General features: G+C 72.2%; 21 protein-coding genes and 1 pseudogene. 5 read left to right on the top strand and 17 right to left on the bottom strand.

Annotated elements, in window-relative coordinates:
• Positions 1-20: 20 nt before the first annotated feature.
• Positions 21-1,343 (bottom strand): PhoH family protein, encoded by a 1,323-nt coding sequence (locus AB0F29_RS21565; RefSeq protein ID WP_361874286.1) that lies wholly within the window; start codon positions 1,341-1,343, stop codon positions 21-23.
• Positions 1,344-1,749: 406 nt separating this feature from the next.
• Positions 1,750-2,511, bottom strand: coding sequence for an isoprenyl transferase (locus tag AB0F29_RS21560; RefSeq protein WP_073741104.1), 762 nt, complete (start codon positions 2,509-2,511; stop codon positions 1,750-1,752).
• Positions 2,512-2,773: 262 nt separating this feature from the next.
• On the opposite strand from AB0F29_RS21560, the gene mgrA reads away from it, so the two are divergent.
• Both mgrA and AB0F29_RS21550 read left to right on the top strand, forming a co-directional pair.
• Complete coding sequence (gene mgrA / locus AB0F29_RS21555) at positions 2,774-3,823, top strand: L-glyceraldehyde 3-phosphate reductase (protein ID WP_361874284.1); 1,050 nt, start codon at positions 2,774-2,776, stop codon at positions 3,821-3,823.
• A 377-nt stretch (positions 3,824-4,200) separates the two neighbouring features.
• Positions 4,201-5,427: a winged helix DNA-binding domain-containing protein gene (locus AB0F29_RS21550; protein ID WP_361874282.1), complete on the top strand. Its 1,227-nt coding sequence runs from the start codon at positions 4,201-4,203 to the stop codon at positions 5,425-5,427.
• A 93-nt stretch (positions 5,428-5,520) separates the two neighbouring features.
• Here AB0F29_RS21550 and AB0F29_RS21545 read toward each other — a convergent pair whose 3' ends face one another.
• From AB0F29_RS21545 to AB0F29_RS21535, 3 genes are all read right to left on the bottom strand, one after another.
• Positions 5,521-5,967: a hypothetical protein gene (locus AB0F29_RS21545; protein WP_361874280.1), complete on the bottom strand. Its 447-nt coding sequence runs from the start codon at positions 5,965-5,967 to the stop codon at positions 5,521-5,523.
• A gap of 148 nt (positions 5,968-6,115) precedes the next feature.
• Positions 6,116-6,955: a class I SAM-dependent methyltransferase gene (locus tag AB0F29_RS21540; RefSeq protein ID WP_361874278.1), complete on the bottom strand. Its 840-nt coding sequence runs from the start codon at positions 6,953-6,955 to the stop codon at positions 6,116-6,118.
• An 80-nt stretch (positions 6,956-7,035) separates the two neighbouring features.
• Positions 7,036-8,079 carry a prepilin peptidase gene (locus AB0F29_RS21535; protein WP_361874276.1) on the bottom strand — a complete coding sequence of 348 codons (1,044 nt, stop codon included), beginning with the start codon at positions 8,077-8,079 and terminating at the stop codon, positions 7,036-7,038.
• A gap of 104 nt (positions 8,080-8,183) precedes the next feature.
• Here AB0F29_RS21535 and AB0F29_RS21530 point away from each other — a divergent pair, with 104 nt between their 5' ends.
• Complete coding sequence (locus tag AB0F29_RS21530; RefSeq protein ID WP_361874274.1) at positions 8,184-8,588, top strand: DUF192 domain-containing protein; 405 nt, start codon at positions 8,184-8,186, stop codon at positions 8,586-8,588.
• 29 nt (positions 8,589-8,617) lie between these two features.
• On the opposite strand, the gene AB0F29_RS21525 is transcribed toward AB0F29_RS21530, so the two are convergent.
• On the bottom strand, positions 8,618-9,817 hold the full coding sequence (locus AB0F29_RS21525) for a hypothetical protein (protein ID WP_361874272.1): 1,200 nt from the start codon (positions 9,815-9,817) through the stop codon (positions 8,618-8,620).
• Positions 9,818-9,904: 87 nt separating this feature from the next.
• Positions 9,905-10,498 carry a hypothetical protein gene (locus tag AB0F29_RS21520; protein WP_361874270.1) on the bottom strand — a complete coding sequence of 198 codons (594 nt, stop codon included), beginning with the start codon at positions 10,496-10,498 and terminating at the stop codon, positions 9,905-9,907.
• A 269-nt stretch (positions 10,499-10,767) separates the two neighbouring features.
• Between AB0F29_RS21520 and AB0F29_RS21515 the strand changes: the two are divergent.
• Positions 10,768-11,508, top strand: a pseudogene (locus AB0F29_RS21515) (hypothetical protein); the annotation flags it as partial.
• A 217-nt stretch (positions 11,509-11,725) separates the two neighbouring features.
• The gene (locus AB0F29_RS21510) at positions 11,726-12,475 is read left to right on the top strand and encodes a haloacid dehalogenase type II (protein WP_361874268.1); all 750 of its coding nucleotides are present in this window, start codon (positions 11,726-11,728) and stop codon (positions 12,473-12,475) included.
• Positions 12,476-12,525: 50 nt separating this feature from the next.
• Here AB0F29_RS21510 and AB0F29_RS21505 read toward each other — a convergent pair whose 3' ends face one another.
• The 10 genes from AB0F29_RS21505 to AB0F29_RS21460 all read right to left on the bottom strand — a co-directional run bounded on the left by AB0F29_RS21505 (position 12,526) and on the right by AB0F29_RS21460 (position 22,898).
• Entirely contained in the window at positions 12,526-14,151 is a 1,626-nt protein-coding gene (locus tag AB0F29_RS21505; protein ID WP_361874266.1) for a hypothetical protein, read from the bottom strand.
• 359 nt (positions 14,152-14,510) lie between these two features.
• Positions 14,511-15,158, bottom strand: a complete 648-nt coding sequence (locus tag AB0F29_RS21500) for an OmpA family protein (protein WP_018956142.1) — start codon at positions 15,156-15,158, stop codon at positions 14,511-14,513.
• An 8-nt stretch (positions 15,159-15,166) separates the two neighbouring features.
• Positions 15,167-15,784: a hypothetical protein gene (locus AB0F29_RS21495; RefSeq protein ID WP_361874264.1), complete on the bottom strand. Its 618-nt coding sequence runs from the start codon at positions 15,782-15,784 to the stop codon at positions 15,167-15,169.
• 34 nt (positions 15,785-15,818) lie between these two features.
• The gene (locus AB0F29_RS21490) at positions 15,819-16,436 is read right to left on the bottom strand and encodes a pilus assembly protein TadG-related protein (protein ID WP_361874262.1); all 618 of its coding nucleotides are present in this window, start codon (positions 16,434-16,436) and stop codon (positions 15,819-15,821) included.
• Entirely contained in the window at positions 16,436-16,666 is a 231-nt protein-coding gene (locus tag AB0F29_RS21485; protein ID WP_018956139.1) for a hypothetical protein, read from the bottom strand. Before AB0F29_RS21485 ends, AB0F29_RS21490 begins: the two co-directional genes overlap by 1 nt.
• 204 nt (positions 16,667-16,870) lie before the next feature.
• Positions 16,871-17,905, bottom strand: a complete 1,035-nt coding sequence (locus tag AB0F29_RS21480) for a response regulator transcription factor (protein WP_361874260.1) — start codon at positions 17,903-17,905, stop codon at positions 16,871-16,873.
• A gap of 26 nt (positions 17,906-17,931) precedes the next feature.
• Positions 17,932-19,338, bottom strand: coding sequence for a histidine kinase (locus AB0F29_RS21475; RefSeq protein ID WP_361874258.1), 1,407 nt, complete (start codon positions 19,336-19,338; stop codon positions 17,932-17,934).
• Between the two features lie 193 nt (positions 19,339-19,531).
• Positions 19,532-20,419, bottom strand: a complete 888-nt coding sequence (locus tag AB0F29_RS21470) for a type II secretion system F family protein (protein ID WP_018956136.1) — start codon at positions 20,417-20,419, stop codon at positions 19,532-19,534.
• A 186-nt stretch (positions 20,420-20,605) separates the two neighbouring features.
• Positions 20,606-21,550: a type II secretion system F family protein gene (locus AB0F29_RS21465; RefSeq protein ID WP_361874256.1), complete on the bottom strand. Its 945-nt coding sequence runs from the start codon at positions 21,548-21,550 to the stop codon at positions 20,606-20,608.
• Positions 21,551-21,560: 10 nt separating this feature from the next.
• Entirely contained in the window at positions 21,561-22,898 is a 1,338-nt protein-coding gene (locus AB0F29_RS21460; protein WP_003966653.1) for a CpaF family protein, read from the bottom strand.
• Positions 22,899-22,975: the final 77 nt, after the last annotated feature.

The following is a 22,975-nucleotide window of genomic DNA, read 5'->3' as shown; positions in this document are numbered from 1 at the left end:
GCATCAAAGGGACATGCGTATCAGATGTGGCCTTCCTCCAGCATTTCGGTCACCAGCGCGGCGATCTGTGAACGCTCCGACCGCGTGAGCGTGACGTGGGCGAACAGCGGATGGCCCTTCAGCTTCTCGACGACGGCGACGACTCCGTCGTACCGGCCGACCCGGAGGTTGTCCCGCTGGGCCACGTCGTGGGTGAGCACGACACGCGAATTCGCCCCGATGCGGGACAACACGGTCAGCAGGACGTTCCGTTCGAGCGACTGCGCCTCGTCGACGATCACGAACGCGTCGTGCAGGGAGCGGCCGCGGATGTGAGTGAGCGGCAGGACCTCCAGCATCCCGCGCCCGAGCACCTCCTCGATGACCTCGCGCCCGGCGACCGCCGAGAGCGTGTCGAAGACCGCCTGCGCCCAGGGGCTCATCTTCTCGGCCTCGCTGCCGGGGAGATAGCCGAGCTCCTGCCCGCCCACCGCGTACAGCGGGCGGAAGACCATCACCTTCTTGTGCTGTTGGCGCTCCAGCACCGCCTCCAGGCCCGCGCAGAGGGCCAGCGCCGACTTGCCCGTGCCGGCCCGGCCGCCCAGCGACACGATGCCGACGTCGGCGTCGAGGAGGAGGTCGAGGGCGATCCGCTGCTCGGCGCTGCGCCCGTGGATGCCGAAGGCCTCCCGGTCGCCCCGCACGAGCCGTACGTTGCCCTCGGCCGTCACCCGGCCGAGCGCCTTGCCGCGCTCGGACTGGAGGACCAGACCGGTGTGCACGGGCAGTTCGGCGGCCTCGGGGACGTACAGCGTCTCCTCGCTGAACAGCAGGTCGATCTGTTCCCCGGCGAGGGACAGTTCGCTCATGCCGGTCCAGCCGGAGTCCGTGATGGCGAGCTCCGCGCGGTACTCCTCGGCGAGGAGGCCCACGGAGGAGGCCTTGATACGGAGCGGCAGGTCCTTGGAGACGACCGTGACGTCGTACCCCTCGGCCTGGAGGTTGCGTGCGACCGCGAGGATCCGTGAGTCGTTGTCCCCCAACCGGTAGCCGGCGGGCAGGACGCCGGGATCGGAGTGGTTGAGCTCGACGCGGAGCGTCCCGCCCAGATCCCCGAGCGGGATCGGGGCGTCCAGCCGGCCGTACCGGACCCGGAAGTCGTCCAGCAGGCGCAGGGCCTGCCGGGCGAAGTATCCGAGTTCGGGGTGATGCCGTTTGGCCTCCAGTTCCGTGACCACCACGATCGGGAGCACGACTTCGTGCTCGTCGAAGCGGGCCATGGCACCGGGATCGGCCAGCAGGACGCTGGTGTCGAGAACGTATGTGCGCCGGTCGGGCATGCGGCGCTTGCTGCTGGTCACCACGGAAGGACGTACCCCCTCGGACGAGGTCGGGGAGTGCGACGGACGGTCGCGGAGCTTCCCGAAGGGAGAGGACGGACCGGGATCGGGCCCCTGTGCGCGGGCCGGACCACGGCCACCGCGTCGGCCGCAGACTGTCTACGGTCCTTCGTGTGCAAAGGGCCTCCCGGGCGAGCGGCCTTGGCACCGCTCACTTGGATGCGACATCCGCCTGGTTGATGACCGGACGTCGACCTGACAGGGGTATTCCCTCTTCGCGGCGAAGCCATGCCGCCGCATATGACACGGTGTGGAGAAGTCCCGGTGGACGCGCGGTGACCCCCGTACATACGCGATGGCTCCCCTATATAGGGCCTATACAGGGGAGCCATCGACGGAGGCGCGGGCGCGAGGGGTGTTTCAGGACACCTCAGGCCCCGTAGCGGCGGTGGCGGGCGGCGTAGTCGCGCAGCGCCCGGAGGAAGTCGACCTTGCGGAAGGCCGGCCAGAACACCTCGCAGAAGTAGTACTCCGAGTGGGCGCTCTGCCACAGCATGAAGCCCGAGAGGCGCTGCTCGCCGCTCGTCCGGATCACCAGGTCGGGGTCGGGCTGGCCCCGGGTGTAGAGGTGCTCGGAGATCAGGTCGGTGGAGACGACCTCGGCCAGCTCCTCGAAGGTCGTGCCCTTCTCCGAGTGCTCCAGGAGCAGGGAGCGCACGGCGTCCGCGATCTCCTGGCGGCCGCCGTAGCCGACCGCGACATTGACGATTATTCCGTCGATGTCGGACGTCGCCTCCTGCGCTTCCTTGAGTACCGACTGCGTCTCCGGCGGGAGCAGGTCGAGGGTGCCGACATGGTGGACGCGCCAGCGCCCGTCCGCGGCGAGGTTGCGCACGGTGTTCTCGATGATGCCGAGCAGCGGCTTCAGCTCGTGCTCGGGGCGGTCGAAGTTGTCCGTGGACAGCATCCAGAGGGTGACGACCTCGACATCGGTCTCGCTGCACCAGCCGAGCAGCTCGGAGATCTTGTCCGCACCGGCCTGGTGGCCCTGCACGGCCGATCCACCGGACGCCTTGGCCCAGCGCCGGTTGCCGTCGAGGATGACCCCGATGTGCTTCGGCACCTGGTCGTGGTCCAGGCGGCCTCCCACCCGGCGCGCGTAGAGCCTGTACACCAGGTCGCGGAAGTTCACTGCGTTCACCCTCTCGGTTCCGTACGGGCCCGGGGCCCGCCCTCCCCGTCGCCGGGGGTCCGGGGGCCGTCCCCCGCAGGGGTTCGCCGCGCGGTCTGCGCCGCCCGCACGATCCCTCGGCGGTCCGCGCCCCTACCACTGGCACGGCCGCGCGGGCCTTCGCCGCGCCGCACATCGGCATTCCCCGAAGCCGCCACATTACTGCGATCGGGTCACGGGGGCCCAACCCGGTCTGTCACAACTCCGTGATAAGGAATGAAACGTGACTGATTACCTCTCCCCCGACCTGTATTACCGCGCCGCCGGTTCGCGCTACGACTCCATGGAGTACCGCCGGACCGGGCGCAGTGGTCTCAAGCTGCCCGCCCTCTCGCTCGGCCTGTGGCACAACTTCGGCGACGACCGGGCCCTGGACTCCCAGCGGGCGATCCTGCGCCGCGCCTTCGATCTCGGGGTCACCCATTTCGACCTGGCCAACAACTACGGCCCGCCGCCCGGCTCGGCCGAGCTGAACTTCGGCAAGCTCTTTGCCCAGGATTTCGCCCCGTACCGCGACGAACTGGTCATTTCCACCAAGGCCGGTTACCTGATGCACCCCGGCCCGTACGGCGAGTGGGGCTCCCGGAAGTATCTGCTGTCCTCGCTCGACGCCTCCCTGAAGCGGATGGGCCTCGATTACGTCGACGTCTTCTACTCGCACCGCTTCGACCCGCACACCCCGCTGGAGGAGACGATGGGCGCCCTGGCGTCCGCCGTGCGGCAGGGCAAGGCGCTGTACGTGGGCGTCTCCTCGTACAACGCGGAGCAGACCGCCGAGGCGGCCGGGCTGCTCAGGGAGATGGGCGTGCCGGCGCTGATCCACCAGCCCTCCTACTCCATGATCAACCGCTGGATCGAGGACGACGGGCTGCTCGACACCCTGGAGGCGGCCGGGATGGGCTGCATCTCCTTCGTGCCGCTCGCCCAGGGCCTGCTCACGAACAAGTACCTGAAGGGCATTCCGGAGGGCTCGCGCGCCACCCAGGGCAAGTCCCTCGACCCGGGCCTGCTCTCCGACGAGGTGATCCGCCGGCTCAACGGGCTCAACGACATCGCGCGCGGCCGCGGCCAGTCGCTCGCCCAGCTCGCCATCGCGTGGGTGCTGCGCGACAGCCGGATGACCTCGGCGCTGATCGGCGCGTCGAGCGTGAAGCAGCTGGAGGAGAACGTGGCGGCCCTCGCGGGCCCGGCGCTGACCGCCGACGAGCTGAAGGAGATCGACGCCTTCGCCGTGGACACGGCGGGCACGAACATCTGGGCCGGTCGCAGCTGACGTCGGCTCAACGGGGCCTGCGCGCCGGGAAGAACGGGAGCGGCCCGGGGCCTCGCGGCGGCGCCGCCGTCGGCCCGTAAAAAACGGGCCGGTCCGTGGGGGGGATACGGACCGGCCCGAGGGGGGGTTTCCACCATAACCCTTCGTAAGTACTGTCGCGTGCCGCGCCACTCCACCATTACTCTCCGAATTCACCGGACTGCGCTCCGGGCAGGGCGGCGGACGCCTGTCGGGCCCCGGAGCGCAGTCCCGTATGGCCCCGATATCGGCTTCGGTCTCGGCCCCCGGTGTCGAGGGGGCGTGGTGCGGCGCCGGCTTGACGCCGCCGGGGCCGTAGAGGACGGAACCTGACCTTTGAGGGCTCTAGGTTCGACGGCATGACGACACGATCCCGCGCGACCTCGACATCGGCATCGGCATCGGCATCGACGGCGACAGCGACAGCGACCGTGAGCTGGACCGGGGCGAACGCCCGGAGGCTGGCCCGCCAGCACCTCAACCCGGATGCCGCCGCCACCGCGTCGCCCGGCGCCGGCACCCCCGGCGCGGCGGTGGCCTCGATGCTCGGCGCGCACGCCCAGGTGCTGTCCGCGGCCGAGCTGTCCGTGGGGCTGCGCGGGGACGGGCTGACCCGCACGGACGTCCGTACGGCCCTGTGGACCGACCGGACCCTGGTCAAGACGTTCGGACCGCGCGGCACGGTCCACCTGCTACCCGCGGCGGACCTGCCGCTGTGGACCGGGGCCCTGTCCGCCGTGCCGGCGGGCAAGAACCCCTTCGCCAAGGACGCCCGGATGACCCCGGACCAGGTGGAGGCGGTCGTCGCGGCCGTCGCGGAGGCGCTGACCGGGGCGGAGCTCACGATCGACGAGCTCTCCGAGGAGGTCGTCGCGCGGACCGGGCCGTGGGCCGGGGACCTGGTGATGCCCGGATTCCAGACGATGTGGCCGCGCTGGCGACAGGTCCTGCACCTGGCCGGCCACCGCGGCGCCCTCGTCTACGCCCCGAACCGGGGGCGGAAGGCGACGTACACCAACCCCGGGTGCACCCCGCTTCCCGGCCCCGGGGCGCCGGCCGCCCTGATCGAACGGTATCTGCGCGCGTACGGGCCGGCCACCTCCGCCCACTTCGCCCGCTGGCTCGCCGCGCCGAAGCCCTGGGCGGCCGACCAGTTCGCCGCGCTGGCGGCGGCGGGGGCGATCGAGGAGGTGACGTTCGCGGACGCGGGCCCGGCGTGGGTGGTCGCGGGCGACACGGACTTCCCGACGTCACCGGTGCGCGGCGTGCGCCTGCTGCCGTACTTCGACGCGTTCACCATCGCCTCCCAGCCCCGTGAGCGGCTGTTCCCGGGGGCGGCGTACGAGCGGGCTCTCGCGGGCGGGCAGGCGGGGAACTTCCCGGTGCTGCTGGTGGACGGCACGGTGGCCGGCGTCTGGCACCTGCGCCGCTCGGGCCGCCGGATCGCGGTGACGGTCGAGCCGCTGGAGCCCCTGCCGCCGGCCGGGCTGCGCGCGCTGGAGGAGCAGGTGGAGCGGGTCGCCACGATCATGGAGGGGACGGCGGAACTGACGGTCGGCCCGGTGACGGTGGGGCCGCACGCGTAGGCGCCGGGGGCGGGGTCCACTCGGGGTGTACGGGGGTGCGTGGCGCGTGCGGGCCAAGGGCGCGGCTCACGGGTCAGGAGCACGGCCCGCGGATCAGGGGTGGGGCTCGAAGCGGATGGCCATCGTGTCCCCGGCGACCACCACGAAGTCCCCTTCCTCGCACCGGATGACGGCCTGGAGCACCTCCCCGCCGGCGTCCCTCAGCTCCTGGGTGCCCACGACCGTCCACGCTCCCCCGGGCGGCACCGGTGGGAGGAGGGCGGGCGGGGTGTGCTGCCACCGGCTCGCCGGTACGCACCAGTCGGGCAGCCTCGGCCAGGCGCCCGGGGTGACGTGCAGCGTCCGGTCGGAGGCGCAGGTCAGCAGGACGGACTGGTCGTCCGAGAGGACGAACTCGACGGCCTCCGGCTCACCCGCCCGGCCCTCGGGCCGGTAGTAGACCCCGAGGACCGCGGTGATCCTTGCCCCCGTGAGCCAGTCGGCGTTGCCGTGCCGCGCGCGCCCGGCAGGCGGCGCGCAGTCTTCCCTCTCCAGGGTCATGACCGCTCCCCCTCCTTCGCTGTGCCCTTCGCTGGGCTTGCGTCCCGTCGAGTAGGACGGCCGCCCGCACGATCCCGTTGCCTCCGAGGCAAGGCTGAACTGGCGTACGGGGTAGGCGGGTTGACCGGTGGACGGGCCCCTGCCGCCGTCACCGGGGCTTGCGGGCCTCGATCAGGAAGCGGGCGGTGCGGGCGCGGAACGGTCCTTCCGCCTCGATCTGCCGGTGCAGCGCGGCCAGTTGGGGCCGGTACCGCTCGACGGTGAACCCGGGGACCATCCAGATCACCTTGCGCAGGAAGTAGACCACCGCGCCGATGTCGTGGAACTCGGTGCGCAGGGTCTCGGAACGCAGGTCGACCACGTCGAGTCCGGCCGCCGTGGCGGCGGCCCGCGCGTCCTCCGGGTGCCGGCCGCGGCGGACCTCGGGCGACTGGGGGCCGAGGAAGTACTCGACGAGTTCGAAGACGCTGGCCGGGCCGACCTGCTGCGAGAAGTACGTGCCGCCGGGTGCGAGGACCCGCGCGATCTCCTCCCACCACGTGGTGACCGGGTGGCGGCTGACCACGAGATCGAAGGCGGCGTCCCCGAAGGGCAGCGGCGGCTCGTCCGCGTCGGCGACGACGACCGCCCCGAGCGGGTGCAGGAGGGCGGTGGCGCGGGCGATGTTGGGCGGCCAGGCCTCCGTGGCCACGGTGACCGGAGGGAGCTTCGGCGCGGCGGCCAGGACCTCGCCGCCCCCGGTCTGGAGGTCGAGCGCGGCGTGGGCCCGGCCGAGGCGGTCGGCCATCGCGCGGGCGTACCCCCAGGAGGGGCGCTCCTCGGTGGCCCGGCCCTTCAGCCAGGAGAAGTCCCAGCCCTCCACGGACACGGCGTCGGCCTCGGCGACGAGGGCCTCGAACCGGTCGCGGGAGGCCGCTGAGTCGAAGGGGAGGGAAGCCGGGACGGGAACGGGGGCAGGGCCGGGGACGGCTTCGGATGGTTCGGACATACGGGAATCGTGTCAGGCGGACCCGGAGCACGCGAACGGATTCCGCGCCCGTGCGGGCGCCCGCGCGAGGGGCCCCGTTCTCACCCGGCCAGGGCCCCCAGCAGCAGGCCGGTCAGCGCCCCGCCGATCATGAACGGGCCGAACGGGATGCCGGTCCGGCGCCCCGCGCGGCGCAGAAGCACCAGGGCGAGTCCGTACGCCGCCCCGAACAGGAACCCGGCGAACCCGCCCACGAACAGCACGGTCCAGCCGTACCAGCCGAGGGCCACGCCCAGGGCGAGGGCGAGCTTCACATCGCCGAAGCCCATGCCGTTCGGGTTGATCAGGAAGAGCAGGAAGTAGAAGCCGCCGAGCGCCAGGCCGCCCAGCAGGCCGGAGGTCCAGGACCCCGCGTGCCCGGGAAGCAGCGCGGCGCCGCCGAGCAGCAGGACGGCCGCGGCGGCCAGGGGCAGGGTGAGCGGGTCGGGCAGCCGGTGGACCCGCCGGTCGACGACGGCGAGGAGCACGGCGACGGGGGTCAGTGCCAGCCATCCGACGAGCTCGGGCCTGGCCCCGGTGGCGGCGGCGAGCGCGACACAGGCGGCCACGGTGACCAGGGGGGTGAGGACACCGGGGGCGTACGCGGCGGACGGGGCGGGAGTGGGGGACGGGGCGGGAGTGGGGGCTCCTGCGTCGTTGCTCGCTTCGGCGGAGGCGGGGGGCCCGGTGTCACGGCTCGCCTCGGCAGAGGCAGGAGGCCCAGTGCGGCGGCTCGCCTCGGCGGAGGCGGGAGGCCCGGCGTCGCGGCTCGCCTCCGCCGCATCAGGGGATCCGGTGTCGCGCCCCGCCTCGGCGGGGGCCGCGCCGGGGTCGGCGCCCGGTCGGCCGATGGCGGACAGGCCGGTCTCGGCGCCCGCGCCGGTATGGGACCCGGGCGCGGCCGGAGTTCCCGGGGCGGCGGCGCAGGGCGCGCACCGGGCCGGTCCCAGCCAGCCGCGGGCCGGGCCGGTGAGCGGATGCCCCGCGGGGCACGCCGTACGCCAGGGCTCCTCCGGCTCGACGGCGAACCGGTACGCGGCACGCGGGATCAGCAGTCCGGTGAAGGCACCCCAGACCGCGGCGAGGGCGAGCAGCACGGCGTCCACGGAACGACCCTAATGGGCCGTGGGAAGAGGGGTCTTGGGTCCGGGGGCCCAAGCGCGGCCGTATCGGGCCCGGGCGGGTCCGCCGGGGGCTACGGTCGGTGCCCATGAGGACATGGCGCGATGGCGACGGGACGCTCACGGTCGGCACGGACTCCGGGGCCCGGGAGGTGCCGCTGCGGATAGCGGCCTCGTACCGGGCCCGTTCCAAGGGGCTGCTCGGGCGGGACGGGATCGCGGGGGCGATGATGCTCACCCCGTGTGGGAGTGTGCACACCTTCCGGATGCGGTTCCCCATCGATGTGGCGTACCTGGACCGGAAGTTCACGGTCCTGGCCGTCCGCACGATGAGGCCCGGCCGCCTCGGGCTGCCCCGGCTCCGGGCCCGGCACGTGGTGGAGGCGGAGGCCGGGGCGATGGAGCGGTGGGGGGTGCGGCCGGGCGTACGGGTGGAGCCGAGGGCGACGGCCCACGCCTCCGGGGCTCCCGGGGCGTCGGGTTCCGGAGCCTGAGAAAGCGGCGCGAGGCCGCGCGGAGTGGGCTACGGCGGGCCCGCGCCCAGCAGGGTCCAGGCCCCGTAGGCGGCGGACGCGCAGGCCAGTACGGCGAGGACGGCGGCCGTACGCCCGGTCGTGCGCAGCCGCAGCAGGGCGACGGCGGGCGGCAGCAGCAAGGGGAACGCGGGCATCATCAGGCGCGGCCGGGAGCCGAAGTACCCGGCGCCGATCAGCGAGATGACGACGATCGTGAGGGCGTAGACGAGCACCGGGAGCGGCTGCCGCTGCCGTACGCACAGCACCACCAGCCACCCCAGCAGCCCGAGCGCCGCGCAGAGGCCGAGGGCGGCGGGCCACGGGAGGCCGGCGATGAACGCGGCGAGCGCGCGGCCGCCGTCGATGTTGTTGCCCCACTGCGCCTGGACGTCGAAGTAGGCGAACGGGCTGCCCTCGCGGACGGCCACGAACACCACGTACGCCAGCCAGCCGAGCGGTGCGAGCGCCACGCCCGCGATCATCCGGGCGTTGCGGCGCAGCACCGGGCCGGCGCGGCGCTCGTCGCGGTACTCCCGTACGAGGGTGACGGCCCCGGTGATCGCCAGGGCCGCGATGAGCGCCGCCGCCGTGGGCCGGGTGAGCCCCGCCAGGACACAGAGCGCGCCCGCCACGATCCAGCGGCCCCGGAGGACGGCGTACAGCGCCCAGGCGGCGAGCGCGGTGAACAGGGTCTCGGTGTACGCCATCGACTGGACGAACGCCGTCGGGTACACCCCCCACAGGGCGGCCAGCACCACGCCCGTACGCCGTCCTCGCAGCTGGGCGCCGACGGCGTAGATGCCCCAGGCGGCCAGCAGCCCGGCCGTCCAGGCGACCAGGAGTCCGGCGCCGCCGAGGGCGAGTGGGGTCACCTCGGAGATGGACCGCTCCAGGGCCGGGAGCAGAGGGAAGAAGGCCAGGTCGGAGTGGACGGAGCCGTCCGGGAGCGTGACGGTGTAGCGGTAGCCGTTCTCGGCGATGCGCTGGTACCAGACGGAGTCCCAGCGTCCGCTGAGCGGCCCCAGGGGGTCCTTCCCGGCGGCGGACGCGGCTGCCCAGAAGGTCAGGAGCCCCAGGGCCCGGGCGGCGGCGTAGACCGCGAGCGCGGGCGCGGCGGCCCGGAGCGCGGCGGCGGCCCGGGACCCGGGGGTGCGGGGGCCCGGGGCCGGACCGGCGGGCGGCCGGGCGCGGAGCTGGTGATCGGACATACGGCCGATTATGACGTCGGCGGCGGGCATCCCTCCGCACCGGGGGCCCGGGCCCGGGGAGTGTCCGGGGGTGCGCGGCGGCCCGGCTCAGACGCCGAGCACCTCGTTCCCGTACACCTTCCACGGCGACATCTCCACCCCGTCCATGACGGCCAGCTGCGGGTGGCGGGCGGCCGTCTCGTCCCGTACGGCGACGGCGTCCGGCCAGGAGTGGAGGTGCGCGTCGCCCTCGATGACGACGCCGTCCCAGTCGGTGGCGACCGTCGCCCCGCTCCGGTCGACGACGAATCCGATGCAGAGCACGGAGGCCCGTCCGACGGTCCGCCGGATGGCGCTCACCGCGTGTTCCCGCTCCGGCTCGGGCAGCTCCCCCACGGAGAACTCCACGGCGACGACGCCGGCCCGGGCCTGCCGGATGCGCACCAGAAGGTCGAGGCCCCCGTCGGTCCACAACCGGAATCCGACCTCGCGGAGCCGCTGAAGTCCGGCGATGGACAGCAACTGCTCGCGGGTGACGGGCGAACGGGCGCCCAGGGACGCGGAGTCGAGACTGACGAGCACGGTGCGGCCGGACACCGGGTGCGTCGGGCGGAGCCCTTCGGCCTCCAGGTCGCCCAGCAGGGTCCGGGCGTCCAGCCGGGTCCAGCCCAGGTGGTACGAGTAGAAGAATCCGGCATCCATCGACGCCCCACCCCCATCGCGGTTCTTCGCGGCGTCGTGGTCGGCGACCGCCGGCACATCCGAGGTTACTGAGCCGCGGCCCGGGCGGCGTGGGCCCACGGGCCCACGGGCGGCCCCAAGCGGAACGGCAGGCGCGCCACGGGGCAACACAGCTCCCGCACCGCGCACTTGGGCCCGAGTTTGGGGCCGGAGGCCCGAGCCCGGGCCGCTTCTCCGCCGTACGCTCCCAGCCGTCGGGCAACACGCGCGGGGCCGAGGAGAGGTGAACCGTGAGCGGTGACGGGGGCTGGGGCGACCGGAGCGCGGGCCGCATACCGTCCGGGCACCAGGACCTCGCGGGGTACGGGGCCCCGCGCCACGTCCACCGGGGCAGCCGCTTCATCGCGTTGACCCGGAGCTGGGTGACCGGCGGCCTCGTCCATCTCGCCCTCGGGTTCGTCATGAGCCGGGTCCTGGTCGATCTGCTGGCCACCGAGGAGCGTCTGGAGTCCTTCGGCTGGCGGCTGGCCCTGCTCCATCTGCCCGTCCTCGTCGTGACGCTCCTGACGGTCCTGGCCTCGGCCCGGATTCTCCCCGAGGAGTACCGCGAGTCCTCCCGCGTCCTGTACCTGCTCGCCGCCCTCGCCGTACCGCTGGCCGGGCTGCTGTACGGCTTCGCCGTCGCCGGGGACGTCGTCGGCATCGAGGGCGTCCTCATGCCCGGCGTCTCGCTGGCGGCCGGTGCGGCGTCGGGGGTGGCCGTCGACCGGCTCCTGGAGGAGCGCGCCACCCGGACCCCGGAGCCGCCCCGGTACACGTACGACTGGCGGGACGGCGGTGCGACCGCGGTGGAGTACCTGGGCCTCGTCGCCCTCGTCGCCCTCGTTACCCTGCTCATCGGCGCGATGGCGCTGCCCGGGGTCGGGGTCGCGGTCGCGGTCGCGGTCGGCGGAAAGATCGGGGAGCGCCTGCGGTGCGCGATCAGCTCACCGGCCGGTGGCGGCGGCTCGTGCTTGACCGGTGGCCAGGACGACACCCCGAACGTGGGAACGCCGATGACCGGGGTCCTGGTCGCGGAGGTGGGCGCGAAGGGCGTTCCGTTCGCAGTGCGCCTGAACGCGGTGAAGGACGCGGTCGACGCGGAGGACCTGGACGCGCCCGTCGGGTCGATCACGATCAAGTAGGGGATGTGATGCGGGGCTTGTGGTGTTGTTCGGACCACCGCCCACCTCGGAGGAGACCCTCACCATGGCAGAGCTGAAGTTCGACGCCGTCGTGTTCGACGTACTCGGCACACTCGTCGACGAACCTGCCGGACTACGCGCCGGCATCCGCGCGCTCGTCGATGAATCCGCCGGACTGCGCACCGACGTCCGCGCGCTCGACCCGTCCCCCGGAACCCCGAACACCCCGGACGCCGCCGGGACCGAGCGGCTCCTGCTGCTGTGGCAGCGGCACATCGAGCGCGAGCAGCGCCGCGTCCTCGACGGCGACCGGCCCTACCTGCCCAGCGATCTCCTCGACCGGGAGGCCGCCGGGCTCGTCGCGGAGGCCGCCGGGGTCGAGGATCCGGCAGCGGTGGAGGCGCTCGCCCGGGCGGCCCGCCGCCTCCCGCCGTGGTCCGACACCGTGGCGGGGCTCGCTCGGATCGGCGGGATCTTCCCGCTGATCGCCCTCTCCAACGCGAGCCGGACGGCGCTGCTGGAGCTGAACGCCCACGCGGGACTGCGCTGGCACCAGGCGCTGTCCGCCGAGGACGCCCGCGCCTACAAGCCGGACCCGGCGGTCTACCGGCTGGCCGTCACCGGCTCCGGGGCGCCGCCGGAGCGCCTGCTGATGGTCGCCGCCCACGCCTGGGACCTGCGCGGCGCGCAGGCGCTGGGCCTGCGCACGGCCTATGTGGCCCGGCCGGTCGGCGACCCGCCCTCCTCCTCGGACCGGTTCGACCTGTACGCGGAGGGTCTGACGGAGCTGGCGGAGCAGCTCGGGGTGTCCTAGGGGGTGGCCGAAGACCAGGCCGCTCCCGCTCCCGCTTCTGCTTCTGCTTCTCAGGGCAGCAGCGGGCAGGTGAGGGGGAGGACGCGTTCGGTCAGCCGACCGGTGAGGACCGTGTCGGTGAGAACAGTTTCGGTGTCGGTGTCGGTGTCGGTCTCGGAGTCGGTGTCGACCGCCGCCGTCAGCCAGTCCGCCGCGGTCAGCCGGCCCACGACCTCCCGGAGGTCGCCGGGGGCGATGGCGCACCAGGACGAGAGGGCTTCCACGCCGAGGCCCTCGCCCTCGGGCCCCAGTCGTCCATCGGGGGTGACACCGGTGGCCAGGGCCAGGGCGAGCAGGCGGGCGTCGGCCGTGGTCTTGGCCTTGCGGAGCTTCTTCTCGCCGACGACGCGCTGGGCCCAGCCGCTGAGCTTGGGGCGCATCTTCCTGCCGAAGGTGAACGGGCCCGGGTCGTTCTCGTCGGGCGTCAGGGACGGCACGTCGATGCGGGTGGGGTTCTCCGGGCGGGAGGCGATCAGTTCCTCGACCGTACCGGCGATTTTCAGCCAGCCGCACTCCAGCAGTTGCTCCACCAGGTGTGCGGGTTCCGCCAGGGGCAGCCCCTTGAGGTCCTGCCCGACGAGGTTGCCGGTACCGGACTGCGCGGTGCGCAGCGTCAGCATCACCACCAGCAGACGGGCCTCCGGCCCCGGCAGGGGCGCGTGGTCGGCCACGTGGGCGAGGACGGCCCGTGCGTGATCCCACTGGGCGGACGCGGTCAGCAGCCGGGCCACAGCGGGGCCTTCGCCTTCCGGGGCTTCACCGATGCGGTGCAGATGCTGGAGACGGGCGGTGGCGGCGGCCTGTTCGGCTCGCTGGGCGTCGAGGCGGAGTCCGGTGTCGGCGGTGACTTCGGCCCAGGCGCTGAAGGCCTTCGCCTTGCGGGCGTGGAGGTCGGCGAGCATCGCGAGGTCGGGTTCGGCACGCTGCTGGTAGGCGCGGAAGAGCTCGCCGAGTTCGGTGAGTTCGTCCCGCAGCGCGACGGGCCGCAGGTCGTGCGGGACGAACCGCTGCGCGATCCTCCCTCGCCGGGCGCGCTGCCGCGCCGGCCTCGGGGGCCGAGGCGGCCTCTCGGACCGGGGAGCCGGCACCTCGTGCGGGGCGGCGGCCCCGGAAGCCCCGGAAGCAAGGTGCGAGAAGTGGGGCCCGACGGCCGACACCGTCGGCGCGGGGGCCGTCGAGGGCCGGGAGGCGCCGACAGGAGCCGTCCGGTCGGGAGCCGGGGCGGTCGCGGCGATCTTCGCGGTGGGATGCGCGGCAGCACAGCGCGAGCAGCACTCCATCACCTGCCACCAGCGACCTTCCCGGTCCGTGACGACGGCCAGGACGACCGCGCCGCCGCATCTCCAGGGCGCCGGGCGCTCACGCGGTCCGGCGGGGCGGATGTGGGTGTGGCATTCCGCGGCCCGGCAGGCGCAGTACGCCGACGGGCTGGGGGCCGGGCCCGCGCGCAGGTGGGCCTTGAGGTGCTCGACCGCCGCCGTACGGCCGACGGCCGCGGAGGGCAGCACCTGCGCGGCGCAGGCCGGGCGGCTGCACGAGACGCGTACGTCCGCCCGGCCGCGGCCGACAGGGTCCAGCCGCACCGTCCATGTGCGTCCCGTCACCCGCTCGTTCGTCGCGTGGGCCTCCACACCCATCACACCCTCCTCGACGCCTGTTCGTCCGTGCACCCCGGCAACCCCGGCACCCCCCGCCGACCCACGTCTCCGTGGCGCACGGCGTGTCGCATCCCGCCGTACCTGCCGCCGGTCCTGATTCCGGCCCGGCCGCACGAGGGGCCCACCGTGGCCCACCGTGTTCTTGTCCGTAGGGGATGTGTTTGATCCACAACGCAAACGACGGTCCGCCGTTCGGGTGACGGGCTCGGAGAGAATGTGGCCGGATTACGGCCCTGACGGACCCTGCGGGCGAGCCGTCCGCCGTAGCGACGAACGGCCCGGCACGCGATGGTCGTCGCGCGCCGGACCGGGCCGTCTCCCGTGGGGTGCGGAGGAGGTCAGGACCCCGCGCCGCGCGGGAAGGAGACCTCCACGCGGCGGTTCTTCTTGCGGCCCTCTTCGTTGCTGTTGCTGGCGATCGGGTACTGCTCGCCATAGCCCCGGATCTCGTACGTGATCGTGGCGCCGAGCTCCTTCGACAGAACCCCGTGCACGGCGTCGGCACGCTGCTTGGACAGGACGTCGCCGTGGGCCGAGGAGCCGAGGTTGTCGGTGAAGCCGAAGACGCGGACCTTGGTCGCGTTCTGCTTCTTGATCTCGGCGGCGATCGCGGCGATACGGGCGTTGGCAGCCGAACCGAGCTTCGCGCTGTCCTTGCCGAAGAGGACTTCGGCCTGGAGCGCGAACTTGATGTCGGCGTTGCTGTCCTCGCGGCGTTCCTCGCCGCCGAGGTCCTCCACGACCTGGACGATGTCCAGAACCCGGCCGGGGGCGAGGGTGCCGCCCTCCGGCATCTTCAGGTCCGGGTCGTTCGGGTCGACGGGAACGGGCGGCTCCGACGTGGCCTCCGTCCCGGGCGGGACGCTCGGCCCGTCGTCGGCGTACGAGGGCGAGGCTCCGAGCAGCGTGGTGCCGGCGATCAGCACGGCGACCGCGACGGCTTGGCCCAGGTGGCGGGGTGCCCGGGGGCGCTTGGTGGTCTTCATGGCCGCACTCACCCAGAAATCTTCAGCGAGGTGGTGGCGAAGGTCGGGAGAGTGAAGTCGACCTCGGTCGTGCCCTGCGGCGGGGCGGGGAACTGCATGAAGATGGGCGCGGACTTGCCCGGGGTGAGGGATGAGATCGCCGTGGTGCAGAGGCAGCGAGAGTCCGTGTCCCGGAGCACGTAGTAGCGCTTCTTCCCCACCTTGTCCACGAGCGTCGCACCGGCGACGGAGTTGGGGTTCTTCTGAACGATGCTGGTCTCGGAACCGGCCCAGGCCGATGCGGTCCGTACTTTGTCTCCCTCGTTGGTGATCTCACCCTGGACGGTGAGGAATCCCCCGGAGTCCCGCTTGACCTCATTGAAGACCAGGACAAGCCCGCCCTGCCCACGCGCCTCCGCGAGCTTCACATTCGGGTCGACAGCCTCACCAGCCGCAGTGTCCTCCTGCTGCGGCTCGCCCTTGTCCTCCGCAGAGGGGCTGGCCGGGGCGGACGGCGCGCCGGAACCCTCGTTGCCGGGCTCCTCGCCTCCGTCGTCGCCACAGCCGGCGAGCGCTAGGACAAGAGCAGCCGTCACCGAGACAGCTGTCATCGCCCTTCTGGTCGTCGTGGTCCGCCGCATACTCATGGTCCGATTCCTCTACTCGTCGTTCGCTTCGCTGTCACTGGTCGACCAACCGCACGTCAAAGAGAGTTCTGCTCACGCTCTCCCACAGGCCGGGCCGCTTGATATCGGCCGTCGCGATCGTGACGACATCGCCACTCAGGCACGTGAAGATGAAGGCCTCCGGAGAACCGTTGTTGTCGACGTCGATGACCTTCGGGTTGGGGCAGCGGAATTCGATGAGCGCGGTGGCCTTGGCCTTGGCGACCTTGTCCTCCGAGCCGGGGAGCACCGGCGAGTCCACCGGATCACGACCCTCGACCTCGACCGTGATCAGGTCCCGCAGATAGCCGGGGGAACGCGTGCAGGAGGTCGTGTCGGCTTCGTTGGCGTTGGCCAGCCGTTGCGCCTCGGCGCAGGGCGGGGCGAAAGGCGCGATGAGGAAGGCATCCAGCACGTTGCCGGGCAGCGAGTCGAGGAATCCGGGCCCGAAGTTGGCGCGTGCCTTCTGAGCGGCGGCCAGCGCGGCGGCGTCCGCCGCGCCCTGAGAATCATTGCGCAAGGCCGAGGCCTTGCCGACAGCGAAGAAGGCCAACGCAAGGAAGAGCAGGCCCGCCACCATCATGATGTAGATGGGGAAGGCCTGCCCTGCGTCGCCGCGTGGACGTGTACGCATCAGCCAGAGACGATGGCGGTCACCAGTCCGTCGATACGCTGCGAGATGTTGTCTCCGATGTCCGAAGCGGCGACCGCACCGATGATCGCCACGACCACCAGAATGATGCCCAGGTACTCGAACGCCGTCTGCCCCCGGTCCTTCGCCGCGTAGCGCTTCTGGATGCTGCTGACGGCGGTGCTGGCCCAGCCGTTGACGCGGACGGCGGTCTTCAGGGTGATGTTCGACATGGTGTTCCCCTCCGGGTTCGGCCGACCGGTTGCCGGCCGACTCGCACGTTCCTGTTGCGCCGTCCTCGGTACCGGCTTCCTCCCGGCCGGTGCCGTTGGCGACGTGAGAAACATAAGGGAGAACCGCCGCTGCCCCAGAGGGCCCGTGGGCCCATTCCCGGGCCCAAAAGGCTTCCCGGTCTGCCTCGTTGTGCCATCGCTCGGTCATGGCCGCCGCCCGGTGGTGCGGGGCGCGGTGCCGAGCCAGTGGGCGATCGCCTCGCTGCGGCTGGTGCTGTGGAGCTTCGTGAAGATGCGGTTGATGTGGTTCTTGACCGTCTTCTCACTGATGAAGCAGGTGGCGGCGATCTGCTGATTACTCATTCCGGACGCAATCAGGTCCATGACCTCCACCTCCCGCGAACTAAGCTTGTACTGCTGCCTGTTGGGGGCGGGCGCCGACCCCCCGGACAGAGAAGACTGTCCCACAGAAGGTTGCAGTTGCGAAAGACTTTCCGAAGTTTCGAGGGGGCGTGGCGCCGGGTGCGCGGGGAGGGGTGCCGCCGTCAGGGCCGATCCGAGCCCCTCCGGTAGGGGGCTCCGGGGCGGAGCCGATCCCAGCCGCATGTGGGCCAGCAGAGCGTCGGCGGCTGTGGCGGTGAAGTTCGCGCGGCCGTCCTTCGTGTCGCGCACCGCCCGGACCAGTTGGTCCGCCGTGAACTCGCCGTGCACCAGGTAGCCGCCCGCGCCCAGGCACAGCGCCTCGTGGACGATCTCGCTCTCGCGGCTGTACGTCAGCATCAGCACGGGCGCGAGGCCGACGAGGTGCGGCAGGGCCGAGATCCCGTCCACGCCGGGCATCCGTACGTCGAGCAGGACCACGTCGGGGCGGTGCTGGAGCGTCCTCTCGTAGGCCTCGCGGCCGTCCGCCGCCTCTGCCACGACCTGGATGTCGGCCCGGCCCGAGAGCAGGACGCCCAGCCCCGCCCGGACCACCGGGTTGTCGTCCGCGACCACCACCCGGAGCCGGGCCGGTTCGGGAGCCGCGGGGACCGGTGGGAAGGGGGACGCGGTGGGCCCTCCGAACGCGGGGGGCGGCGTCGGCAGGGCCGGGTGCTGGATCGCAGTGTGCTGGTGCCTGGGCTGTCCGGCGGGACCGGGGGCCTGGGCGAGCGGGATGTGCGACGACGTGTGCTGGGGGGCGTGGTGGTGAGCCGACGCCCCGTCGCGGTTCGGCAGGGGGGAGACATCATCCGGCATGCTGCGACCTCCTCTCAGGGTCGGGGTCATGGGTGGGGGGTCGTGACGTTCTCGGGCGCGAGCGACGGCGGGAGCGGTGGTGAGGTCTGCGGCGCGGGGGCGGGCGGGGAGGGCGACGGGGCGCTCTCCCCGGCGGCCGGGCCCGTCAGCGCCGCCAGGGGGAGTTCCACCCGCACCTCCGTGCCCTTCTCCGCGCTCCCGCGGCCGATCCGGATGCGGGCCCCGATGGAGGCGGCCCGCTCCACCATGCCGACGAGGCCGAAGTGGCCGGCCCTGCGGAGGGTGTCGAGCGTCGTTCCGGCGGGGAGTCCGCGCCCGTCGTCGTACACGCTGATACGGAGCATGTCGCTCTGCACGCCCGCGAGGACGATCAGGTAGGAAGGGCCCGCGTGGCGGTGGGCGTTCTCCAGGGCCTCGGAGGCGACGGTGAGGAGCTGCCGGGCGACCGCCTGCGGTACGGGCGGGACCGGGGTCTCCTCGGCAAGCCGACGGAAGGTGGCCGTGACCGAGTGGCGGTCGGTGAAGTGCTGGGCGTGGGCGGCCAGTTCCGCGACCAGGTCGACGCCGCCCTCCAGTCCCTGCTCACGGCGCAGGTCGGTGAGCAGTTCCCGGGATTCGGCGGCGGCCCGGCGGGCGGCGCGGGCGACCAGTTCCGCCTGGAGTTTCACGGTGGGCGGGTCCATGCGCCCGGCCGAGCCCGCCAGTCCGTCGGCGGCCAGCGCCAGACCGTGCAGGGTCTTGGCGACCGAGTCGTGCATCTCCCGGGCCAGTCGGGTGCGCTCGCCCTCCACCGCCTCGTTCACCGCCAGCCGCGCCCGGGTCTCGGTGAGCGCCTGAGTGGCCGTCCCGAAGCGCAGGAGGAGGTTGCGCAGGGTGACCCCGACCGCCCCGGCGATCACGCAGAAGCCGGGCAGGAGCAGGGCCGGCGCCCCGCCCGGCTCCAGTTTCGGAACGCTCGCGTACACGCCGAAGACGATGACCACCTGGAGCGCCGCGAAGACCGCCGCACCGCGCCAGCCCTGGACCAGCCCGGCCAGTAGCGGGGTGCAGACAGTGACGTACGCGAGGGTCGACTCGGGGGTCGCCGTGATCAGCAGCAGCGCGCCGAAGAACACGTCGACGGCCAGGAGCCAGGGGTGCCGCAGGAGCACCGGGCCGAACCGCTCCCAGTCCCGGAACAGCAGGTACGAGCCCATGAAAGTGACCAGGATCGCCGAGCCGATGAACCAGGTGGGCAGGCCGGGAGCGGTACGGTCGATCGCGTACGGAGTCGCTATCGCGATCATCGCCAGGCGGAAGCCGAAGACTTGGCGGCACATCGCCTGGAGAGCGTTGACCTGGATGGCGAAGGCCGGGCGGGCCGGGGCGCCGGTATGGGCGCGGGTCAGTTCCGCAGTCAGTCCGGGCTGGGCTCCGCTGAGCTGGAATGTCATGCGCCTGTCACCTCCGTCTCATCCCCGTAAGGCTCGTGCTGTTCACGCTCGTATCCGGTCGGCGCTCGTGCTCGGTCCCGCTCGTATCCCGTACCGCCCGCTCCTTCGGCCAACCGGTTCAGCAGACGTACCGGAACGTAGAAGCTCCGTCCCCATCCGGCCCGTCATTCATGTCATCCCGCCGTCGTTCATGTCATCCGCCCGTGAGGGACGTGAGGTCGACGTCGGCTCCGTACACGAATCCGACGGTGAGGAGGAGCAGCGTGCCCGGGAGGAGGAACGTGGTCACCGCGAACGTGGCCTTCGGGACCGCCCTGGCCGCCTTGCGGCGGGCGTTCTGGGCGTCGGTGCGGCGCATGTCGTTGGCGATCTGGATGAGCGTCTCGACGATCGGCGCGCCCAGCTCCTCGCCCTGCTGGAGCGTTGTGACGAACATGGCGACCTGTTCGGAGTCGTTGCGTCTGCGGAGTTCCTCGAAGGCCTGGCGGCGGCTGACGCCCATGTCCATCTGCCGGAGCGTGATGCGCAGCTCGTCCGACCAGGGGCCCTCGTACTTCTCCGCGACCCGGTCCAGCGCCTGCCGGAAGCCGAGCCCGGCCGAGACGACGACGGCCAGGACGTCGAGGAAGTCCGGCAGCGTCCGCTCGATGTGCTCACGGCGCACCCGGATCGCCGACCAGATCCCGGCCTCCACCCAGAACAGGCCGAAGGCGACCATCAGGAGGGCGAGGAACAGCTGGCCGCGGAGGAGCATCGAGAACGCGCCGAGGACGCCCAGCGCGCCGTAGACGGCGCGGCGTGCCGCGTAACGGTCGAGGGTGAGGCCGCCGGGGTTACCCGCCAGGTCGATCTGGCGGCGCTTCTTGTTGACGGCCTTGGGGCCCATCATCCGCAGCACCATGGGGGCCCAGCGGATGCCGAGGCGGTCGATGCCGGAGCCGACCGCGCTGGTGCGGGAGGCCCCGGACTCCAGGGCCACGGCCAGGTCGCCGGGGAGTTTGGCGTCGGCCCGGTACATCCGGATGCCGTGGATGGCCCCGTAGACGGCGAGGCCGACGACCAGGGCTAGCAGCAGGTCCATGTCCGTCCCCTTTCTTCCTGGTTCCTGGTCTCAGACATCGGTTCGGGCATCGGTTCGGGCATCGGTTCGGGCAAGGGCTCAGACATCGGTTCGGGCATCGGTTCGGGCATGGGCTCGGGCATGGGCTCGGGCATCGGTTCGGGCATGGGCTCGGGCATGGGCTCGGGCATCGGCTCGGGCATGGGTTCAGACATCGATACGGGAGAAGCGGCGGATGACGACGAACCCGATGGCGTAGAGGACGATGGACACGACCACCGCCACCTGGCCGAAGAGCGCCCCCGTCATCCGGTCCAGCGCGCCGGGCATGACCGCGTTCATCAGCAGCATCGCGCCGATTCCGAAGAGGGGTACCGCGTAGGCGGTCACGGTGACCTGGGAGAGCTGGGTCTTGACCTCGCGGCGGGTCTCCTTGCGCTCCTCCAGGGTCTCGGTGAGGTTGCGCAGCGAGCTGACGACCGTACCGCCGGCCCGGTTGGAGAGGACCAGCGTGGTGACGAGGACCACGAGTTCGCGGGACGGCAGGCGGTCGGTCAGCTCGCTGAGCGCGTCCTCCAGGGGCTCGCCGACGGCCAGCCGCCTGGCGACCCGGGCCAGCTCCTCGCCGGCCGGGTCCTCCAGTTCCTCGGCCGCCATCGACAGCGAGGTACGCAGGGCCAGGCCCGCCTGGGTGGCGTTGGCGAGGATCCGGGAGAGCTCGGGGAGCTGGTTGATGAAGCGCTCGGTGCGCTTGACCCGCTGCCAGTTGAGGAACGCGTTGGTGCCCCAGAGGCCGATCAGGGCGGCGACCGGGCCGAAGAACGCGGCGAGCATGGAGGAGGCGATCATCCAGAGCCCCGCCATCGCGACGAGCGCGTAGACGAAGAACTCGCCGGGCGTGATGTCCATGCCGGTCGCCGCGAGCTTCAGCTCCAGTCTCCGGCCGAGCGCGGTGGCGCGCAGTCTTCGGTCGAAACCCTTGAAGCGGCGGGGACGTCCCGTCTCCCGGATCTGCCCGACGTGGGAGAGCCGGTCGACGAGGGCGTCGCGGTCGGCCTTGCCGCCGGAGTAGGAGTGCAGGCCGATCACGCCGAGCACGCAGGCCAGCAACGTGACGCCGACGGTGACCAGGGGGAGGTTGACGTTGTCCATGGCTCGGTACCTAGTTGGCCTCTCGGGTGGCGAGTTGTTCGGCGGACTGGGCGACGCCGAACGCCTGCGGAATGGGCTGACTGGCCAGGTAGAGGCGCTCGGCGAGCTTCCGGGGCAGCGGGAGGTACTGGAAGTCGCCGTAGATGCGGCCGTCGGGGGCCATCGGCTGTGCGTTGAACCGTGCGACCGTGACGATGCGGTACGGGTCGCGGCCGTGCGAGTCGAGGACGGCGATCTCGGTGATCTTCCTGGTGCCGTCGGCGTGCCGGGTGAGCTGGACGATCACGTCGACGGCGCTGTTGATCTGATCGTGCAGCGCCTCGAAGGGGATCTCGACCTCCGACATCGAGGCGAGGGTCTGGAGACGCATCAGCGCGTCCTCGGCGCTGTTGGCGTGGACGGTGGCCAGCGAACCGTCGTGACCGGTGGACATCGCCTGGAGCATGTCGAGGGACTCGCCGCCTCGGACCTCACCGACGACGATGCGGTCGGGGCGCATACGCAGCGAGTTGCGGACCAGGTCGCGGATGGTGATCTGGCCCTTTCCCTCGACGTTCGCCGGGCGGGTCTCCAGCCGGATCACGTGGCTCTGCTGGAGCTGGAGTTCGGCGGAGTCCTCGATGGTGACGATGCGCTCGATGTTCGGGATCAGTCCGGACAGCGCGTTGAGGAGGGTCGTCTTGCCGGTGCCGGTGGCCCCGGAGACGATGATGTTGAGTTTGGCCTGCACCAGTCCGGCGAGCAGGACGAGCATCTGTTCGTCCAGCGAGCCGAAGCCGATCATCTCCTGGAGCGTGAAGGAGCGGGGGAACCGTCGGATGGTGAGCGTCGCGCCGGTCAGGGAGAGCGGCGGGATGATCACGTTGACACGTTCACCGCTGGGCAGGCGGGCGTCGACCATCGGGTTGGACTCGTCGACGCGGCGGTTGACGGTCGACACGATCCGCTCGATGGTCTGCATCAGCTGTTCGTGGGAGCCGAAGCGCATCGGGAGCTGTTCGACCCTGCCGTTGCGCTCGACGAAGATCTGGTCGGGGCCGTTGACCATGATCTCGGTGATGGACGCGTCCTCCAGGAGCGGTTCCAGGATGCCCAGTCCGAGCGCCTCGTCGACGACTCGGCGGATCAGCTGCGAGCGCTCGACGGTGGAGAGGACCGGGCCCTCGCGGCTGATGATGTGGCCGAGGACGCGCTCCAGCCGGGCCCGCCGGTCGGCGGCGGCCAGCGAGGACATCTCCGCGAGGTCGATCTCCTCCAGCAGCTTGGCCCGGTAGGTGGCCACCATGTGGCCGTCCTCCCGTGCCCCGCCCTGTTCCTCAGGAGCGGTCATACGTGCCCGCAGGCTCATCGGCGTAGCTCTCCTCGGTGTTCGCGGACGGTGCTGGTCCGGCAGGATCCGTTCCGACCCGGGTCAGGGCCGGGGGC

Source organism: Streptomyces sp. NPDC026589, assembly GCF_040638385.1.
In the GTDB taxonomy this organism is placed as follows: Bacteria; Actinomycetota; Actinomycetes; order Streptomycetales; family Streptomycetaceae; genus Streptomyces.
The sequence above is the reverse complement of the archived record's forward strand: the minus strand, read 5'-3'. Positions and strand labels throughout refer to the sequence as shown.